The sequence below is a fragment of the Ruegeria sp. CDSA021 genome, from assembly GCF_059612325.1.
Map to the genome: position 1 here is coordinate 22,938 of NZ_JBXWQJ010000009.1, position 19,629 is coordinate 42,566.

Genomic DNA, 19,629 nt, shown 5'->3' on the forward strand with positions numbered 1-19,629 from the left:
TCGACGGTCACGCCCCCCAGGTCTTTTCGAGAACACGTAACCAATTTTCGTGGCAGAGCTTCTTGATGAGCTCTTTACCATAACCATGGCGCTCCATGGCATTTCGTAGTCGGGGCAGCATGGATACATCTGTCACATCCTCCGGCACCATTGCCCCGTCATAGTCCGACCCAAGCCCAACCCGATCCTCACCCAATATACCGATCAGGTGATCAAGGTGCCGCAGAACCTGCGTCAAAGGCACATCTGACAACATCCGCCCATCTTCACGCAGAAATGCTGTGGCAAAATTCAGGCCAACCATTCCGTCGCTTTCAGCAATTGTGCGAAGCTGATCATCCGTCAGATTGCGCGCGTGCGGGCATATGGCATGGGCGTTGGAATGGGTTGCCACCAATGGAGCCTCAGAATACCGCGCCACATCCCAAAAGCCCTTTTCAGTAAGATGTGACAAGTCCAGCATGATGCCGAGCGCATTGCAGCGCCGAACAAGCCTGAGACCATGATCGGTCAACCCGTCGCCAGTATCCGGCCCTGATGGGAATTTCAGCGGTACTCCGTGCCCGAAGATGTTCGGTCGGCTCCAAACCGGCCCAATTGACCGCAGGCCCGCGGCGTAAAAAACGTCTAGCGCATGCAGATCGGTGTCGATCGCCTCGGCACCCTCAATGTGAAAAATGGCGGCCATACGGCCTTGCGCCATGCACTCCCGGATGTCAGCGACCGAACGAACCACCTGCAATGCGCCCAATCGCTCCAGTTCGAGCAGGATTGCGATCTGGCCCAACGCGGCAGGCAAGGCATCTTCGGCATCAATCTGATCTGGAAGCGGCAGGTCATAACTCGGCTCGACCATCTTTTTCATCTTGGCGGCCAAATCCATCGATGATGGAACCCAGATCGCAAAGAAACCTCCGGCAAAGCCTCCACTTCGGGCTTTGACCAGATCAATCGAGCCATCAAGAGCTGTAAGGAAGCGACCAGCTTCTGACAAACCACCCGCCGAGGCAAGTTTCGACAATACGTCGTTATGCCCGTCAAAGATCAGCGGAGACGTTTTCACCATTGCACCACATGCTTCAGTATCATTTTGACACATGCTAGCAGACGGGATCATCATAATTGCAAAAAAGTTCAATGAGTTTTACTCATAGAGGTAGACGGAATCATGAGGCCGCAGAGAAATGGGAAAACCTCGCAATTGGCACTCGCTGCCGGAATACCAAGCATTGCGAGCACTCATGCAGGCCGGAACAACGGCGGCGGCGGCACGACAACTGGGTTTGTCGCAATCTGCGATCAGCCGTTCGATAGGCAGCCTTGAAACGCGGCTTGGAAAAATGCTCTTCGAGCGGGATGCGGGCAGGTTACGCCCAACGCAAGAGGCGGTCAGGCTCAACATGCGGCTTGATCCATTGTTCGAATCTTTGGACCGGATCGACGGTCCGGCCGAAGCTGTGCAAGAAACACTGCGTCTGGTCGCACCACCTAGCTATGCGCATCGATATATCGTTTCTCTCATCGCAAGCTTTTTGCGGGCAAACCCCGGGTTTTTCGTCAATCTGGAAGTAACCACTTCTGAATTGGTCACTCTCGGCGTCCTAGAAAATCGCTTTGATCTAGCAGTAACCGGTGTTGAACAAAGCCGTGCGGGCATCAAACTCATTCCATTTCGGGTATCTCCTGCTGTTTGTGTTATGCGACCAGAGCATCCACTGGCAACGCGCGGCACACTCACACCGTCTGACCTTCATGAACAGGATCTGATCGCCTTGACATATCGTCATGGACGGCGCGGACAACTAGATCGGTTGTTGCACCAGGTTAGAGCCGAACCCAGAATTGTTGCAGAAGTTTCGACCTCTTTCGCTGCCGCTGACATGGCGCGAGAAGGTCTGGGCTTGGCGGTGATCAACCCATTTCCGGTGTACATGTATCGATCCCCCGAACTAGCGTTTGTCCGGTTTGAATCCCCCATGCGATATCGCGGTCATTTTGTGGTTTCAGACCAAAGGCCCGTTCCAAGGATCGCCCGCGCCTTTATGCGGCATCTCCGGCTGAACACACCTCCTGATCCCTTTTCGGATCGTAGTTAGAAAGCGTACAGACCCACCCAAATCCGTTTTCTGTTTCCACCATCGCCACTGCGGTGGGGATTCTCCGAAGCAGGTCGACGATCCAGAGAAACATTTGGGTTAACTGATTCAATACAGACTTCATGAGTTCTTCTAACAAATGGATGATTGGAAAATTGAACACCGCGCGTTTTGTTCAGGGTATGTCACGCAGCCAGAACACTGGACAGGCGTTCAACCAACGCTCGCTTAACGATCGAAAACTTCGGGGTCTGCGCAATTTCATCCAGCGTCGTGACCCACAGAGGTACTTCAATTTCGGGACCACCCTCAACCGAAAGGTGAAGCCGAGGGTCCGCATTCCCGATAAATGTGGGTAAAAACGCTTTGCCTACCCCGGACGCGGCCATCTGCTGAAGCACTAAAAAGCTATCTGCGCCGTTAGTCATTTCATCCGCACTGACATGTTCGACCAACCATTCGGCCGGGAGCGAGCGGCTCAACGCCCCATCAAGCCGCATCCATTTTCGGTTGGGAGAGCCGTCGTCAAAAACTCCGAATGACAGCGTGCCTGCGCGATCTCCAACAAGCCCGTCTTCAAGGTTTATCGAGGGCCGCACAGCGATGTCCGCTGTCAGCCTCGATAGATCGTGATGGCTGTTTCCGCTCAATAAAGTCAGCTCCAAGCCGGGGTACAACTGCGATATCTCGTTTAGTATTTGAGGCAATACAAGCTGACAAAGACTATCCGTGGACGCAATGCGTACGCGACCTACCGGGGACCGGTCCGCACCCACAATTGCCCGCTCTACTGAAAGCACCGCTTCTTCGACGCTTTCCATCGCCGACAGAATTGTGCTGGCCTCGGGGAGGGCGGAATACCCTGATGGGCTTTTCTGAAAAAGCACGCAGTCAAAGCGTTCTTCAAGGGCAGCAACTCTGCGCAGAACTGTTGCATGCGTGACACCTAAAGCGCCAGCGGCTGCATTCAGTGATCCGCGTTTTCTTACGGCAAGCGCGTATCGAATATCGTCCCAGTTTTGGTTGTTCATAAATTAACAGGGGACGATGAATAACAAACAATTACAAGAAAATTCGTTCAAGGTAGTATTCGGTGTATAGAACAGGGAGACATACCATGATGAAGAGATTTGGCATCTTCGCGGCAGGTCTATTGTCTGTAGCCGCCATCGGCACAGCCATCGCGCATGAAAGCGAAAACCCGGCTGTGAAAGCCCGGACCTCGATAATGCAACTCTATTCTTTCAATCTTGGCACTCTTGGCGGCATGGCCAAGGGAGAGGCGGAATATGATGCCGAGGCCGCAACACGGGCCGCAAATAACATCGTCGTTCTGACGCAGATCGATCAATCCGCGATGTGGCCCGCCGGATCCGATAATGTGGCCGACCCGTCCACCCGCGCATTGCCTGCAATTTGGGAGAATTTCCCGGATGTAGGCGCCAAGGGGCAGGCTTTGGCCGACGCCGCGGTTGCGATGCAGGCTGCGGCAGGACAAGATGTCGACGCGCTTAAGGGGGCGATGGGTAATCTGGGCGGCGCCTGCTCAGCATGCCATAAAGCCTACCGAGCACCGAAAGACTAAAGGAGCGCTAGCTGTGCGGCGTTTTTTCATTTTCGCCGCGGTTGTTGCAGTTCTGGTCGGGCTGGCCGGTTTGGTGCTGACCCGACCGCAGACCGTTGATCGGACCCAACTGAACGGCGTTACTCCTGATCTCGCAAGGGGCGAGACCCTTTTTTACGCTGGAGGTTGTGCATCGTGCCATTCAGCCCCGGATGCCGTCGGAGAGGATAAGCTCGTCCTCGCAGGCGGTCGTCGGTTTGAGACGGATTTCGGCACGTTCGTAGCCCCGAACATATCCAGTGATCCGAAGGCCGGAATTGGGTCGTGGTCTGCGCTGGATCTGGCCAATGCCCTGATCCATGGGACCGGGCCCAAGGGGCAGCATTATTACCCGGCGTTTCCTTATACGTCCTATGCCAACATGACGCTGGAGGATTCCGCATCGCTGCATGCATTCCTCGCCACCCTGCCAGCGGCAGCCACTGAAAGTATCGCGCATGAGGTTGGATTCCCTTTCAGTATTCGACGCGGGCTGGGCGGATGGAAGCACTTGTATCTAGAGCCGGGTTGGGTGGTTGAAGGCGATCTGACCAACCAGCAAATACAAGGCCGGTATCTGGTGGAGGCGCTGGGACATTGCGCCGAATGCCATACACCGCGAAACGGATTGGGTGGATTGAAACGCGATCTCTGGCTGACGGGCGCACCAAACCCAAGCGGAAAAGGTCATATCCCCGGGCTGACCGCGGACCAGCTTGATTGGTCCGAAGCCGACATTGCGGAATACCTGAAATCCGGTTTCACACCAGATTATGACAGCGCCGGCGGCGAAATGGTTGAAGTTATCGAGAATACTTCTCGACTAAGCGACGACGAGCGTTTGGCGATCGCCGCTTATCTCAAAGCCGTTCCTGTGCCTCAGAGTGAGCCCCCGTCAGAGTAACTGGTGTTACAGGCCGCGATGCGGAGACCAAGGCTGTTGCCCCTGTTTGCAGGCCGAATGTGCAGAGGCTTTTTTTCTTTTCTGCCAAACACCTGTTTTAGGTCTTGAGCACGCGAACTCACCCATCGTTCAAGTTTTCTTTGACGTTTGATCGACGGTCGCGGCCGAATGACACTTAAAGTCGCTCTTTGGCCCACCCCGATTCCCATTGCGGTACTGGCCCTTAAGTTGCTGGCTTTGTGGTCGACAGGTTCAGTGGCACTGCTGTTAGACGCGATAGAATCTTCAGGGAACGTAGTGGCTGTGCTGCTTGCGCAATTTGCCGTGCGGGTTGCCTCGCTGACCAACTAAATGCTCCGAATTCAGCGGACCTCGTCCGCGCGCACACAAATGCAACGGACTTCATCCGTGAAGAATTCCAGTGACTTCTATCACATGCTCTCTAAACTCTGGGCAGTTGCAAGTCATGGATTGGCACGGGAGCTTAGGCACAGGTGGGGGACAAAAAGGCATCGGGGACGACGGCAAGTCCCACGCCATCGTCTGCCCAAAGTGCGGATCTAAGCGCCGCTGACCAGCAAGCGCGGTTTGAAGCCACCGCACATGTTATGCGCGCGATCTCTGAGGCCAAAGACGACGTGCAGCCAGTTTGCGATCTGATTGTCGCGCTCGCCAAGAATCTCTGCGACGCTGTTTTTGCCGGCCTGGTCCTTGGGCGAAAAGGTGACACGCTTCAGCGGCTCGTGGCCAGCGTCAACCTGCACCCGGACATTCAACAACTCTGGCTTGACGGCAAATACACAATGGAGCCGGGCAATTCTCTGGTGACCGAAACCATCCTCAGCGGCGAGACCAAGCGCGTTGTTGATATGGGAGACACTGACTTCCACAAATCCGGTGATGAGCGCTTTAGGCTCATCGTCGACACGCACGGGTGCCGCAGCAATCTGTTTGTTCCCCTGATGCTGGATGGCGCTGCAATCGGGTGCCTGATGTTGGCGCGTGACGAGGTGCGACCCTATACCGACGATCAGGTCAAGCTGGTCGAAACCTTTGCCGCCCAAGCGGTTATCGCCATTGAGAATGTTCGCCAGTTTCGCGAATTGCAGACACGTCTGGCACGTGAAGGCGCGACGCGTGAAGTCCTTGAGAGAATTAGTCGTTCGCGGGACGATGAGGCTCCGGTGTTTCAGACAATCCTGGAAAACACCGCCCGGCTTTGCGAAACAGATGTCGCCACATTGAGCCTTTTGAACGAGGCGGGAACCCATCTCGAATATGCGGCCCATTTCGGGGATCAATTGGCGACCTATGAGGTTGGCGTAGATCGCTGGTCACTGGACTCACACCTCCAGATCGCCGAATCCGTGCGAAAGGCGCGCGTCATTCACAATGTCGATTTGCGTAAAACTGAACCCTACATCAATGGCGACCCATGGCGCCGCCAGCTTGTAGACGAAGAAGGTGTCCGCTCGTTTCTGACGGTCCCACTCTTGTCGGCAGATGGCATGCCCGTGGGCGTCATCGGAATTTACCGACGCGAGGTTCGGGCCTTTACAGACGACGAGATTTCTTTGGTAGAAGGATTTGCTGCCCAAGCCGTGATCGCGTTGGACAACACGCGACAATTGAAAGAGCTGCACACGCAATTGGAGCGTCAGACGGCAACGCAGGAAATTCTAACAGTCATTAGCCAAAGCCGTGATGACGATGCACGCGTCTTTGATTCAGTGCTTCAGCAGGCCACTAAGGTGTGTGGCGCAGATCAGGCAGTACTTATTCTGATCAACGCTGCCGGGACCCACGGGCGGTTGGCCGCGAATTGGGGGCATCAGCAAACTGAGTTTGATGTTGGAGATGAGTGGCCGCTGGAGGAATCGATTCCCGTGTCTACCGCGATACGGACAGGTAAGGTTGGTCGCATTGATGATTTGACTGAAACTGACTTTTTCCGCTCGGGCCATCCTACGGCTGTCATGATGGTTGAGATCGAAGGCATTCGATCACGCGTTACAGTTCCTTTGATGCAAGGAGATCGGGCCATAGGTGCCATCGCGGTCAGCCGCCGTGAGGTACGTCCGTTTGCTGACCCTGACGTGCAGTTGATTGAAGAATTCGCCAAGCACGCAGTCATTGCCATCGAAAATACGCGCCAGTTTAGTGAAGTTCAAGAACGGCTTGAGCGGGAAGAAGCATCGCGTGAAATCCTCGAAGTCATCAGTCGCAGCCGCGATGACGATAGCCCTGTCTTCAATAGCATACTCGAAAACGCCAGCCGTCTGTGTAACGCGCCGTTGGCCTTCCTGTGCGTCGCTGATCACGAACGTGGTCTTGCTACAATTCCGGCTAATATCGGTGCTCGAACGGATTTTAGTGAGGCCCTGAAGGGGTTCGTGGAACCCTTGACGCGTACCGAACTCGTTGCGATCCGCCCCATGATCGATGGCCAGGTCATCCGGCAAGATGATATCGCAGATGATCCACTTTATTTTCGGGATCGCGACCCAAAACGGGTTCAGATGGTTGAGGTTGAAGGTGCCCGCTCGGTTCTTGCGGTGCCGTTGATGAAAGACGACACGGGTCTTGGGGTGATCGTTCTCTATCGCCGTGAGGTTGCGCCCTTTTCGGATGACGATGTCGCATTGGTCCAAACCTTTGCAGCCCAAGCCGTGATCGCAATGGATAACGTGCGTCAGTTCCGGGAGGTGCAGGACCGTACGGCAGAAGTCACGCAAGCTTTGGAGTATCAGACCTCAACATCCGAAGTTCTGCGCGTCATTTCGGCATCTCCCAATCAGCTGTCGCCTGTTCTGGATGCCATTCTCAAAGAAGCGTCGCGTATCTGCGAATTGCAGGATGCCTATGTCGCAATGTTGAACCCGAACGATGGGCTCTTTCATGTGCACTCAACACTCACACAGGACACGGCCTTTGCAGAATACGTCAAGTCCCACCCGATTTCGCCAGAAGAGAACGGTGTAAGCGGACGTGCGATCCTGTCGAAGCGCACAAGCTACGTCGAAGATGTCGAGGCGGATTCGACTTACACTTGGTTGGAAGAAAGCGGAGTAGGTGAATATAAATCTTTGCTTGGGCTTCCTTTGGTCAAGAACGGCGAGGCGGTGGGTGTAATATCTCTTGGCTCGCCAGTGGTCTCGGGATTTTCCCCCAAGCAGATCAAGTTGTTGGAAACGTTCGCTGATCAGGCCGTCATCGCGATTACCAACGCAAACCTTTTCCACGAGTTGGAGGAACGCACAGAAGAAGTCACTCAGGCGCTGGAGTATCAGACCGCCACGTCAGACGTGTTGTCTGTGATTTCTCGATCACCGAATGAGCTGGAGCCGGTGCTGAAGGAGATATTGAGGGTCGCCAGCCGGATTTGCGAGCCAAAATACGCGGCGATCTCGATTCTGAATCCACGGGATAAGCTCTACCACACTGATATCACGCTTGATTTTGACAGCGACTTCATGAGGTTCATCAGCTCCCACCCGGTTCCCGCAGGGCACGGGAGCGGGATTGGACAGGCCGCTGAATTGGGAAGAACAGTCTACTACGAAGATACGGAAGCAGACGATTACACCTGGAAAGAGGCTTCTCGCATCGGCAAATACCGCTCGCTTCTGGGTGTCCCGCTGGTCAAGGACAATGTTGTGGTCGGGGTAATTGTGCTCTGCCACGACAAAGTCGCACCATTCAACTCAAAACAAATCTCTCTCTTGGAAACGTTCGCCTCGCAGGCGCTGATTGCCATCAACAACACCCGGCTCTTTGAAGAAGTGCGGGCGCGCACTGCCGAGGTCGAAGAGGCATTGAAGTATCAGACGGCGACGTCCGAAGTGCTCGACGTCATCTCTCGCTCGCCCAACGATCTGCCACCGGTTCTGGATGCTATCCTGCAGGTTTCCTCACGTATCTGTTCCCCGGAATATGCGTTCTTTGCGATGAAGGATGCTGACGATGGCCTTTATCGCGTGGCCATTTCCCACAACGTCAGTGATGCTTTTCTCGAATTCCTGTCGAACAACCCGATCGCGCCAGAGGAGGGTTCTTGCATCGGGCGCACGGCCCTGCATGGCAAGACAGTCTATATTAAAGACACCCGTGGAGATCCCTCTTACACATGGAAAGAGGCGGCGGAGATCGGTGACTACCTTACGACGCTCGGGGTTCCCTTGGTCAGCGATGGCGTAACCGTTGGTGTTATTGTCATGGCGCACAGGCAGGCGGCAGCGTTTAGCGACAAACAGGTCAGCTTGCTGGAAACCTTCGCGTCCCAGGCCGTGATCGCCATCAACAACACGCGACTGTTCAAGGAAGTGCAGTCGCGCACCGCCGAAGTCGAAGAGGCGCTGGAGCAGCAAAGGGCCAGCGCAGAGATACTCAGCGTCATCAGCCAGTCGGTCGAAGACACGCAGCCGGTGTTCGAGAAGATTCTCGAAAGCTGTAAAGTGCTTTTTGGCGGCGAAGAACTGGATGTGCTTCTTGTTGATGATGACGGTCTCTTGCAGGTCGAAGCGTATATTGGTGACTTCCGTGAAGAAGTCGAAAAGACCTTTCCGGCACCGTGGCAGATAACGCCCGTTGCGCATGCGTTGCGGACCGGAGAAGTCGCCAATTATTCCGATTGTGCCAACAATTCCGACACGCCTGCCGTGCTTCAAAAGATAGCACGCATTGCAGGATACCATTCGGTCGCGTTCGCCCCAATGATGTGGGAAAAGAAAGGCATCGGCGCGGTCGGTGTCGCCCGGCGGGACAATCCTTTTCACGCCAAGGAATTGCGCGTTCTGAAGGGTTTTGCTGACCAAGCTGTCATTGCAATTCAGAACGCACGGCTGTTTCATGACACGCAGACTGCGCTGTCGCGCCAGACCGCCAGCGCGGATGTGCTGAGGGTGATCTCCGAATCCCCAGCCGATACAAGGCCGGTTTTTGAAAAGATTGTTGGCCTCGCAACCACGCTGATCGATTGTGACCTATCGGTTGCCCTGCAAGCCAATAAGACAGAGCTCTGGCAGGTTGCTGCCGCTACTCCAGATGGTGTCGAAAAGATCACGTGGACAAAGCGGCTCGCGATTGATCCTGAAGACAATTTACCGTCTCGGGCGATCAAAAGCGGCAAGACACTGAATATGCCTGAATGGAGCTATGATGACCTGCCTCCGCGTGACCAGGAAATCAATCGTAAGAAGGGGTTCAAGTCGTCTCTGACCGTGCCTTTGATGCGCGGGAAGGAGTGTTTTGGTGCTCTGGCGTTCATTCGAAAGACGCCCACAGTTTTCAGCGATGATGACGTTGCCATTGCCGAGTCGTTTGCCGATCAGGCTATCATCGCGCTCGAAAACGTTCGGCTGTTCAATGAAACGCAGGCTTCACTGGCACGTCAAACCGCAAGTGCGGACATATTGCGTGTGATCAGCCAGTCGCCCGATGATATCAAACCTGTCTTTGAGGCTATTGCCGAAGCAGGTGTGCGGTTGGTCTCGTCCGATATGGTCGCAGCTATGACTGCGCAAGACAACACGTTCGAGGTTCTCGCGCGGGTTACCGGAGAAGGCGCGGAAACCCTGGAAGGAAACCAGAGCTTTCCCATCGATCCCGATCCAATGTCCAGCTTCCCGGCACAGGTTTTGCACGAGAAAAAGATGCTCCACCTGCCGGATTGGGACGCGCTTGACCTCTCGCCATTCGAGAAGGTCACATATGACCGGCACGGAATCCGGGCGGCTCTGTTACTTCCCCTTATGAAGGGAGCGGCGTGTCTGGGTGTGCTGGTCTTTGCCCGGCAAACGGCTGGCGCATTCACCAAAGACGAAATCGACCTCGCGTATTCATTCGCCGATCAGGCTGTGATTGCGATTGAGAACGTGCGCCTTTTCCGTGAGGCCGAAGAAGCCCGTGAGGTGGCCGAGTCTGCCAATGAAGCCAAAAGCGCCTTCCTTGCCACCATGTCCCACGAAATCCGCACACCGATGAACGCCGTCATCGGGATGAGCGGGCTTTTGATGGATACCGAGTTGGATGCGGAGCAAAGCGATTATGCCAACACGATCCGCGACAGCGGCGATGCGCTGTTGGCCATCATCAACGAAATCCTCGATTTCTCGAAAATCGAAGCCGGGCAGATGGATATCGAGAACCATCCGTTTGACCTGCGTGAATGCATTGAAAGCGCGCTTGATCTGATCAGCGGTAAAGCCGCTGAGAAGCAGCTTGATCTGGCCTATGAGTTTGACGATGCTTTACCCCTTGCAATCAGTGCTGACCTGACCCGGTTGCGGCAGATCCTGTTGAACCTGCTTTCCAACGCGGTGAAGTTCACTGAAAGCGGTGAAGTGGTGCTCTCTGTTGAACAAACCGCCAAGAAACGCGGATCGCTTGAGTTGACGTTCAAAGTCCGCGACACCGGCATTGGCCTGAGCGAAAAAGGGATGAGCCGTCTGTTCCAGTCCTTCAGTCAGGCAGACAGCTCAACAACCCGCAAATATGGCGGCACCGGTCTTGGCCTGGCAATTTCCAAACGTCTTGCAGAACTCATGGGCGGCACCATGTGGGCAGAAAGTGACGGCGAAGGGCATGGCTCGACCTTTACGTTTACGATCCGGGCCAAACCCTCCAAGCCGGTCAAAACGTCATCACGCGATCTGGTAGGCGTCCAGTCCGAGCTTGAAGGCAAACGCATTCTTATGGTGGATGACAACACCACCAACCGTAAAATCCTGTCCCTACAGACCGAGAAATGGGGCACTCAAACCACCACCTGTGAAACCCCGTCCGAGGCGCTAACCGCGCTCGAGAGGGCTGAAAAGTTTGATTTGGCCATTCTCGACATGCACATGCCAGAAATGGATGGTGAGGAACTTGCCCAGAAAATTCACGCCAAGCATCCGGACTTGCCGCTGATCCTCTTCAGTTCTCTCGGTCTACGTGACATGGACCTTGAAGTCGGTCTTTTTGCGGCCAACCTCGCCAAACCGCTGCGTCAGTCGCATCTTTTTGACACGCTGGTCACGTTGTTTTCGACCGAAGATGCCCCCGTGAAACCGACCAAACCGGCGGGCAAACCCCAGACCGACCCAGAGATGGCCAAACGGCACCCTCTGCGTATTCTGCTGGCTGAGGATAATTTGGTGAACCAGAAGCTTGCGCTTCGCTTGCTTGAACAGATGGGTTACCGCGCGGATCTGGCCAGCAACGGCGCTGAGGCGGTCGAAAGCGTGAACCGGCAAACATACGACGTCGTACTGATGGACGTGCAGATGCCTGAAATGGACGGGCTCGAAGCCTCACGCCGCATTAACAATGATTTCCCCGGAGAAGACCGACCGCGTATAGTCGCCATGACAGCCAACGCCATGCAAGGCGACCGCGAGATGTGTTTGGATGCCGGGATGGACGACTACATCGCCAAACCGATCCGCCTGCCTATTCTTATCGAAGCCCTTTTGAATGTTCCCAGGAAAAGCAAGTAATCCATGACAAACGGACCAATTGATCTTGATATCTTCGCTGAGCTCAAGGACGCGACTGGCGACGAATTTGCCGCCGAGCTTGTAAACACCTTTCTTGACGAGGCCCCCGGCATGATTGCCGAATTGAAAGCGGCTGCCGACGCATCCGATGCCGATGGATATCGCCGCGCAGCTCATTCCATCAAATCGAACGCAAACACTTTTGGTGCGACTGCGCTGGCGGAGTTGGCAAGGAAAATCGAACTCGGGGGCATACCCGCAACTGGCGATCCTACGGATGCCAAAGCACTGGAGGCCTCTTTCGCCAAAGCTGCTGCGGCCCTGCGGACCCTGAACAATGACTGATGCACCCGGCCATCTCCTCATTGTTGATGACAACAAGGTCAATCGGCTGCTCCTGTCTCGCAATGTTGAACTGTTGGGGCACAAAGCTTCTGTCGCGGAGAACGGCCGCGTCGCGATGGAGATGCTGTCGAGCCAGTCATTTGACCTGCTTCTACTTGATATCGAAATGCCTGAAATGGACGGGTTTCAGGTTCTGGAGGCAATCAATGCGGACCCCGACCTGCGCGAATTGCCGGTGCTTGTGACTTCTTCGGTCGAAGGGCTCGACAATATTGTGCGCTGCATCGAGTTAGGCGCAGAAGACTACTTGCCCAAGCCAGTGAACAAGACACTTCTCAGCGCTCGCGTCTCCAGCGGCCTTGAAAAGAAGCGACTGCGGGACGAACAAAGACGCCTGCTTGAACGCTTCGCAACAACCGAGGTTGCGCAAGACCTGCAAGAGTCCGGTTTTGCCATCGGCGGCAAACGTGCAAACGCATCAGTCCTCTTTTGTGATATTCGCGGTTTCACGACCCTGTCGGAAAACCTTGCACCTGAGGCAACAATTGATCTGCTCAACACTTTTTACACGCTGATGTTCGAGGCGGTGACCAGCAATGGCGGCATTGTCAGCCTGATGCTGGGTGACGGATTGATGGCTCTCTTCGGTGTTCCGCAGCCGCTGAACAATACTGCGCAAAGTGCGGTTGCCGCAGGACATGAAATGCATAGCATGATCGAGATGCTGAATCACGACCGGCTCGCTGATGGCGAAGAGAGCCTCAGGATCGGCATCGGTATCGCTACGGGCGAAGTCGTCGCGGGCTATGCCGGCACTGACAACCGGGCGACCTATACCTGTATCGGATCCACGGTAAATCTCGCGGCCCGATTGGAAGCTGAAACCCAGAACACTGGAAGCCGGATTTTGGTTGATCAAGAGACCCTGGATCTGCTGGACGGGGCTGATGTACAGAAGACATTTGACAGGACCCAGATCAAGGGCTTCTCTGATCCGTTCGACATTCACGCGTTGTGATCTTCCCGCAGGAATACTGGTTCTTGGATATCATTTCTTGCAAACGTGCATTCAACTAAAGAAGCCTGCCGTTGCAGCCATTCGATCTCGTTTCGAGAGATCAGGTCGTGATTTTTCGCCCGGCCATTTGCCACATCGACGACATGTTCCTGACCACCAAATTCGACATAGGTAATTATCGGCATTTTCTTTCTTTGTTCATGGTACGGGAACTGATGGGCTCAGCTGTCAAAATCCGACCCTTCGGTGCGCAGGATATCCTTGATCTCGCTTAGGTGAGATTCGGCCTGACCGGGGAAACCCTCGAGTTCTAAGGCTATTTTTTCGGCGATTTCGTCCGACAGGACCCGCAGCGGCAGACCGGTTCGCACAGCACGGAAATAGGTTTCAGCTTCGCGTTCGAAATAATACAACCGGCTGAACGCATCGGCCGGGTCGGAACCGACACCAGCACACCGTGGTTGCCCATGATCATTGTCTTTTTCTTCGGGTCCTGAAGTGCTGCGGAACAGCGTTCTCCCTCTTCTTCAAAGGCCAGCCCGCCAAAGTAATTATCCAACACATAGCGGTTGAAGAATGTTGCGGTGTTCTGGTCGATCGGCGGCGAGGTGCTGTCGGCCAGAGAGGCGAGAACTGTCGCAAAGATCGAATGGGTGTGCATCACGCAATGCGCATGTGGACAGCGTCGGTGGATCGCGCCATGAAGGCCCCAGGCTGTCGGATCAGGCGCGCCGGGCCGGTTCAGCGTGTGGGGGTCGGGCGTCCAGCAACAAAAGGTCTGACGCGCGGATACGGCTGAAATGTACCTGATTGGGGTTCATCAGGAACTGCGTGCCATTGTCATATACCGCCAGGCTGAAATGGTTGGCCACTGCTTCGTGCAGACCCAGGCGTGCTGCCCATTGAAAGGCCGCGGCCATGTCGATACGCAGATCTCAATGGTCGATGTTCTTGGTGTCGGAAATAGATTTTGCGGTGGCCATGTTTTCGTCCATCCGGGATGGGTGTGCCTGACACCACGCGATCAGGCACTGTTTGTGTCAGCTTGACTTATGCACCTGCCCCTTGGCGAGCATTTCACGCTTGCGGTTCCGGGTGCGTTTCGTGGCGTTTTCGGACCCGTCATGATAGGTGCCGAACCATTTGTCCCAGGGCATTTCCGCGTTGCCATAGTTGCATTCGTAATAGCGGTGATGCAGCTGGTGGAAAAAGGTACCCAGCAGCAACGCCTGACGGTCACGCGCCCAAATCGCCTCATACCCTGAATGTGACGAGGCTGCGCCGAGCATCAGCCAATAGCCCAGAAACAGCATGTGAACCGGGTGGCTGGGCAGGATCAGAACGATCAGGATCGCACTGAGGAAACCAAACGATTCAACCGGGTGCATCGACATGCCGGACCATGGGCCGGTGTTCACGTTGCGATGATGAACGGCGTGCACATGACGGTAGATGAACGGCTGGTGCAGGAACAGGTGCACCACGTAGAAATGTAAGCTTTGCCAGATGGCAAGGATTGGGATCAGCAGGACGAACCAGATCGGATGCGCGGCAAAGCTGAGCGTGCCGATATAGTTGTTGGCGTACATCCAGCGCAAAAAGCACTCAAAGCCAGAAAGGAAGGTCGCGCCGAAGACCATGGAGTAAAACATGTTGTCCCAGGTCTGATAGCCAAATTTATACAAGGCGTTCTTGCGCTTCATATATGGGCGCCGGTCGTACTTTAGCAGCTTGCCCTGCCCGTCAATTCCGTAGAACCAGAAATGCAGGCCACCCGCGACGATCAGCAACAACACCCAGTTGCGCACAAAGACATGCGCCATCCAGCCAAAAGCAAATCCGGTCTGATCCGGGCCAACCGGCTGCAGCCAGAAGCCCACCAGAAACGCCAGTACCAGAAAGATCGAGCGATCCGAAAATTGCAGCCAGTTCTGCCAGGTCCATTTTGTCAGCGCACCAAAGTTTGGCGGCCAGTTCCAATAAGGTGCGAATTTCACCGGCAGTTCGGGGTGCCAATGCCATTCCCGGCTCATCGGGCCGGGTTCGGTTTTGGGTTGCGTTTCCGCGTTTGGGTTGGTGTCGGCTGTAGTCATGTCCTGTCCTTTCGTGAAAACGTAGTGGTTTCAGGAAAGGCGCGGGGGCGGCTCATAGGGGTATTTGCGTGATGCCTTGCAATTCATCGGCACTACTCGTGGAACGGGCGGCGCTTATCCAGCGCCTCGCGCAGCTTGTCATGCTCGCCGGGTTTCAAGGCAATACTGGTGGCTGCATCGGGATAACTGCCATTCAGCACGGCCGTGCGATAGGCATTTAAGCCTTTCGTACGTTCGGCCTACAACTGAGCACGGGCGCTGGCCATGTCAGCGAATGCCTTAGCATGACGTGGCGGGTGTTCGGTGTCTCCACAGGCATCATCCTGAAACAGGAAGATGACATCCGCAGCCCCACCCGATCCGATGGAATGAGTGATCAACCCGGTGCGTGGGCTGATCTCGGCAATCGCCTGGTCCGCGACGCATTCCAGTTCTACGGCATAGGCACCGGAATCCTCCAGACGACGCAGATCGTCGGCCAGTTGCATCGCCTCATCCGCTGTGCGGCCATAGGCGCGTAGCCCGCCAATCTGTGTGGACAGGCGCGGCACCAGACCCAGATGGCCCTGCACGGCCAGCCCTTCATCGGCCAGCAATTCAACCGCCTTGAAACTGTGCAGGGTGTAAACCGCATCCGCCCCCGCAGCAGCGGCGCGAATACCGGCCCGCAGGATGTCCTGATGGGTCTTATAGTCGCTGGCCATCAGGGCGGCGGTGTTAAAGGTGTCGGGCGCGCCGGCGCGCACCTCGGCCAGATCATGATCGACAATCGAAAGATGGTCGATCCCGGCGGCTTCGGCAGCGGCTGCCTCAATCCGATTCACGGCGGTGGTCTGGACAAACTTGCGCTTGCCCTTGCCCGCTTTGATATCCGCAACCGTCAGGTTGCGCGTCGCGGGAAACCCGCCAAAGGTGTAGATCCGTTTCATGACAGCCACCGTCCTGACTTATTCAGCCGCCTTGAGCTGCGTGCCCTGCGGGATCACCTCGTAACCCGGCTCTTCGGGTTCATCGTCCAGCATTTCCGGCGGGAAACCGGGCGCGCGAATATCCAGCCCTGTTGCCTCTTCCAGACGTTTGATGATGTTGGGCGAATAGCAACGTTCGCCAAAGCGTTCGATACCGTCCTCGAAGATCTGCACCAGCATCGGTGAGATTTCCAGCGGCACATTGTGGCGATCTGCCACCTGCTGGAACAGGCCTGCGTCCTTTTTCACCAGATCCATAGTGAACGAGATATCGCGCGACCCGTTCAGGATCACCTGGCTTTCCGTTTCATGCACAAAAGACGTGCCCGAAGAGATCTTCATCGCCTCATATGTGGTGTTCAGGTCCATACCTGCCGCCTTGGCGGTCACCAGCGCCTCGCAGCAGGTGACGAGGTTGGCGGTCGCCAGATAATTGGTCACGACTTTCAGAACCGACGCAGAGCCCAACTCGCCCGTATGCAGGATGCGGCGTCCCATCGTGGTCAGGAAGGGCAGAATACGTTCGAACGTGGCGCGATCACATCCGGCAAAGATCGAAATGTTGCCTGTATCCGCGCGATGGCACCCCCCTGAGACTGGGCAATCGACGGCCGCCCCACCACGTTCCATCACCATGGCACCCAGGCGTTTGACCTCAGCTTCATCCGTGGTGGACATTTCCATCCAGATCTTGCCCTCTTTCACTTCAGGCAACATTTCCTGCATGACCACATCCGAGGCTGCAGGCGATGGCAGACAGGTGATAACCGCATCACAATCTCGCATCAGTTGCGCGGGGTTTTCACCGCGCTTTGCGCCGCGCGACACGAAGTCATCAACAAATTCCTCATTGAGATCATGCACTGTCAGGTCGATACCGTTGCGCAGCAACGAGCCCGATAGCTTGCCACCCACATTTCCAAGACCAATGAATCCAACTTTCACTTGCGCGTTCCTTTCTTCAGTACGATCCGCCAATTTGCGCCACTGACATTCCGGAATGTTAAATACCACTTGAAGCCTTGCTCAAAACGAATAAAACGGGCGAATATAGGCAAAAAAATTTGGTGCTAAAAGTGTCAAAATCGCCCAACCTGATATGGCTTCGATCCTTTGAATGCGCAGCACGGCACATGAGCTTTACCGCCGCCGCCGTTGAACTTGGTATAACCCAGACCGCGCTGAGCCTGCATGTCCGCTCGTTGGAGGCCCAGTTGGGCTGCCCTTTGTTTTTTCGCGCAGCGCGCAATCTCAGCCTGACGGAGGTCGGGCAGGCCTATGCCTTCTCTGTTCGGCGGGCTTTGGGTGACATCGACCTGTCAACTGCAAGCCTGTTTGGGACCAGTCAGTCGCAGGAGCTGATCGTGCGGGTGCCGATATCGACGGCAACCTTGTTTCTTGCTCACAGGTTACCTGAATTCTCTCGTCGTTATCCGGAATTCCCCATCAGACTTGTTTCGAACATCTGGGCAGAATCCGCCGGGCGCGAAAACGTCGATGTAGAGTTGCGATTGGGGAAGGGGGGGTGGAGTGATGCGCCGTTCCGGAAGATTTCGGATGAGCGTATTGTCCCCATCGCGGCCGTCGCTCAGGGGGCGGATAAAGTCCCGGCCAGCGAGCTACTGAACATGCCCCAGATTCAAATATTGGGGTTTCAGGATATGTGGCCCGAGTATCTCTCGGCGTTTGATGAACAGTACACGGCCGCATCCCCATCCGTGGCTGTGGATACGACAATTGCAGCAGTCGATATTGCAGCCGCTGGCGGTGGCTGCGCACTGGTTCTTGAGAGATTTGCCAAGACGGCCATCGCAACAGGAAGAACCATCGCAATTGTCGGAGATGCCGCTCCGATAGAGCAGAGCCACTATCTTGTCGGGGGGCGGAAATCCCAATCCAACGACGCTGCCAAGAAGATGCTCGAGGTCTGGATTGAACAGATATTTGCGTGATTGCCCTTCTACCTTTGAAAGAATGCCGACAGTTAACTGAGTGCCTAGCTTTTCCGCGTGGTCCGCCACGCGAGAATTTTTTACTCGATCTTGTTGCGCACGGTATAAATGACCGATCTCGAGTCTGCATTGCCGCAATAAGCGTTGAAGCAATCCGGCGGATTTCGTGCTGTGAGCGCACACAGCAAAAATTCGACACTTCAGCAACACAACCTACAAATCACCTCTTTCGGAAAATACGCACCCTTGAATGAGATCGTCACTGTCAGCTCCTGTGAAATTGGAGCATGCGCTACCAAAACTACGCTCGACCTGACAGGTGGGAACAAAGTTGGCGACAGAACTTGCATACCTCTATCAACCCTCGGTGTCCGACACACGCGCAATTGCAGAAGCGGATGTGATCTTTATCAACAGCCTTGGTTTTGAGACCGGATCCGTAGCAATATTTTGAAAAGCAATACGGAGGTTCTTGCCGCCCGGTTGAAGGGTCATCTATGTGTCTATTCGAAGCGCGTCGCGCTGAAGGGTGACAGATTAGTGTTGTTTCGCGCGCCCGTGATGACATCCGCCACGAACTGGCCGGTTTTCGGTGCCATCATCAACCCGTAGTGGCTGTCGCCGAAGGCGGCTATGAGGCCGGGTAGACCCTTGATTTCGCCGATGCAGGGCAAACTGTAGGGCAGGCTTGGCCGTTGACCTGACCAGGTGGACGTTTGTTTGTCGTTGAGATCAGGCAACAGCGCGCTGGTCAATTTGACCACACCGTCCAGCCGCTTGTGATTGGTTGGGGTGCCCAACCCGGGAAATTCTGCGGTTCCGGCCACGCGCAGACCTTTGGACATCGAAGAGGCGACGAACTTCATGTCAATAGGGGGCCAGAACTGCCAGCCCGAAGGGTTGCCAAGGAATTTGCAAATGTCGACGGTGATGCCGAATTCGGCCAGGAAACTGGTAAACAGGGCGGTCGCGGCCTCGGGATAGGCCGGTCAAGTAATCCGGTCATCCCAACGTCTCAACACTGGCCGTCAACGAATTGGTTGTGGCTGGATCCATAGACTGCCTTCCCGTCCCTGTCTGAAATCACTCGGACGGATAATGTCGTTGTCACAACCAATAGGTTGCGCGGCGAATTTGGTTTTTTCCAAACCGCATGATGTATTTAACTGCTG

Annotated in this window: 16 protein-coding genes and 1 pseudogene; 9 read left to right on the plus strand and 8 right to left on the minus strand. The window is 55.2% G+C overall.

The features are described 5' to 3' along the window. Positions 1–7 precede the first annotated feature (7 nt). Positions 8–1,066 carry a dipeptidase gene (locus tag AC2FLD_RS13195; protein ID WP_496671458.1) on the minus strand — a complete coding sequence of 353 codons (1,059 nt, stop codon included), beginning with the start codon at positions 1,064–1,066 and terminating at the stop codon, positions 8–10. A gap of 118 nt (positions 1,067–1,184) precedes the next feature. Here AC2FLD_RS13195 and AC2FLD_RS13200 point away from each other — a divergent pair, with 118 nt between their 5' ends. Continuing rightward, positions 1,185–2,096: a LysR family transcriptional regulator gene (locus AC2FLD_RS13200; RefSeq protein ID WP_496671461.1), complete on the plus strand. Its 912-nt coding sequence runs from the start codon at positions 1,185–1,187 to the stop codon at positions 2,094–2,096. A gap of 185 nt (positions 2,097–2,281) precedes the next feature. Here AC2FLD_RS13200 and AC2FLD_RS13205 read toward each other — a convergent pair whose 3' ends face one another. Continuing rightward, complete coding sequence (locus AC2FLD_RS13205) at positions 2,282–3,127, minus strand: LysR family transcriptional regulator (RefSeq protein ID WP_496671464.1); 846 nt, start codon at positions 3,125–3,127, stop codon at positions 2,282–2,284. An 86-nt stretch (positions 3,128–3,213) separates the two neighbouring features. Between AC2FLD_RS13205 and AC2FLD_RS13210 the strand changes: the two genes are divergently transcribed. The 6 genes from AC2FLD_RS13210 to AC2FLD_RS13235 all read left to right on the plus strand — a co-directional run bounded on the left by AC2FLD_RS13210 (position 3,214) and on the right by AC2FLD_RS13235 (position 13,444). Next, the gene (locus AC2FLD_RS13210; protein WP_496671467.1) at positions 3,214–3,681 is read left to right on the plus strand and encodes a c-type cytochrome; all 468 of its coding nucleotides are present in this window, start codon (positions 3,214–3,216) and stop codon (positions 3,679–3,681) included. A 13-nt stretch (positions 3,682–3,694) separates the two neighbouring features. Then, on the plus strand, positions 3,695–4,603 hold the full coding sequence (locus tag AC2FLD_RS13215) for a c-type cytochrome (protein WP_496671470.1): 909 nt from the start codon (positions 3,695–3,697) through the stop codon (positions 4,601–4,603). A gap of 168 nt (positions 4,604–4,771) precedes the next feature. Beyond that, positions 4,772–4,954, plus strand: coding sequence for a hypothetical protein (locus tag AC2FLD_RS13220; RefSeq protein ID WP_496671472.1), 183 nt, complete (start codon positions 4,772–4,774; stop codon positions 4,952–4,954). 143 nt (positions 4,955–5,097) lie between these two features. Beyond that, a complete protein-coding gene (locus AC2FLD_RS13225) occupies positions 5,098–12,081 on the plus strand; it encodes a GAF domain-containing protein (protein ID WP_496671475.1) in 6,984 nt (2,327 codons plus the stop codon). A 3-nt stretch (positions 12,082–12,084) separates the two neighbouring features. Next, positions 12,085–12,426, plus strand: a complete 342-nt coding sequence (locus tag AC2FLD_RS13230; RefSeq protein WP_050604364.1) for an Hpt domain-containing protein — start codon at positions 12,085–12,087, stop codon at positions 12,424–12,426. Next, the gene (locus AC2FLD_RS13235; RefSeq protein ID WP_496671478.1) at positions 12,419–13,444 is read left to right on the plus strand and encodes an adenylate/guanylate cyclase domain-containing protein; all 1,026 of its coding nucleotides are present in this window, start codon (positions 12,419–12,421) and stop codon (positions 13,442–13,444) included. Before AC2FLD_RS13230 ends, AC2FLD_RS13235 begins: the two co-directional genes overlap by 8 nt. Here AC2FLD_RS13235 and AC2FLD_RS13240 read toward each other — a convergent pair. The 5 genes and pseudogenes from AC2FLD_RS13240 to AC2FLD_RS13260 form a co-directional block, all read right to left on the minus strand. Next, complete coding sequence (locus AC2FLD_RS13240; RefSeq protein WP_496671481.1) at positions 13,432–13,629, minus strand: hypothetical protein; 198 nt, start codon at positions 13,627–13,629, stop codon at positions 13,432–13,434. The genes AC2FLD_RS13235 and AC2FLD_RS13240 overlap by 13 nt on opposite strands. A gap of 36 nt (positions 13,630–13,665) precedes the next feature. Continuing rightward, positions 13,666–14,364, minus strand: a pseudogene (locus AC2FLD_RS13245) (class II aldolase/adducin family protein). A gap of 120 nt (positions 14,365–14,484) precedes the next feature. Next, positions 14,485–15,537: a sterol desaturase family protein gene (locus AC2FLD_RS13250; RefSeq protein ID WP_496671484.1), complete on the minus strand. Its 1,053-nt coding sequence runs from the start codon at positions 15,535–15,537 to the stop codon at positions 14,485–14,487. Between the two features lie 239 nt (positions 15,538–15,776). After that, positions 15,777–16,466 (minus strand): 3-methyl-2-oxobutanoate hydroxymethyltransferase, encoded by a 690-nt coding sequence (locus AC2FLD_RS13255; RefSeq protein WP_496671487.1) that lies wholly within the window; start codon positions 16,464–16,466, stop codon positions 15,777–15,779. Between the two features lie 18 nt (positions 16,467–16,484). Continuing rightward, complete coding sequence (locus AC2FLD_RS13260; RefSeq protein WP_496671489.1) at positions 16,485–17,483, minus strand: NAD(P)-dependent oxidoreductase; 999 nt, start codon at positions 17,481–17,483, stop codon at positions 16,485–16,487. Between the two features lie 98 nt (positions 17,484–17,581). On the opposite strand from AC2FLD_RS13260, the gene AC2FLD_RS13265 reads away from it, so the two are divergent. Both AC2FLD_RS13265 and AC2FLD_RS13270 read left to right on the plus strand, forming a co-directional pair. Next, entirely contained in the window at positions 17,582–18,457 is an 876-nt protein-coding gene (locus AC2FLD_RS13265; protein WP_496671492.1) for a LysR family transcriptional regulator, read from the plus strand. A gap of 331 nt (positions 18,458–18,788) precedes the next feature. Beyond that, complete coding sequence (locus AC2FLD_RS13270; protein WP_496671495.1) at positions 18,789–18,911, plus strand: hypothetical protein; 123 nt, start codon at positions 18,789–18,791, stop codon at positions 18,909–18,911. Between the two features lie 49 nt (positions 18,912–18,960). Here the strand turns inward: AC2FLD_RS13270 and AC2FLD_RS13275 are convergent, their stop codons facing one another. Continuing rightward, positions 18,961–19,323, minus strand: a complete 363-nt coding sequence (locus AC2FLD_RS13275) for an NAD(P)/FAD-dependent oxidoreductase (RefSeq protein ID WP_496671498.1) — start codon at positions 19,321–19,323, stop codon at positions 18,961–18,963. Positions 19,324–19,629 lie beyond the last annotated feature (306 nt).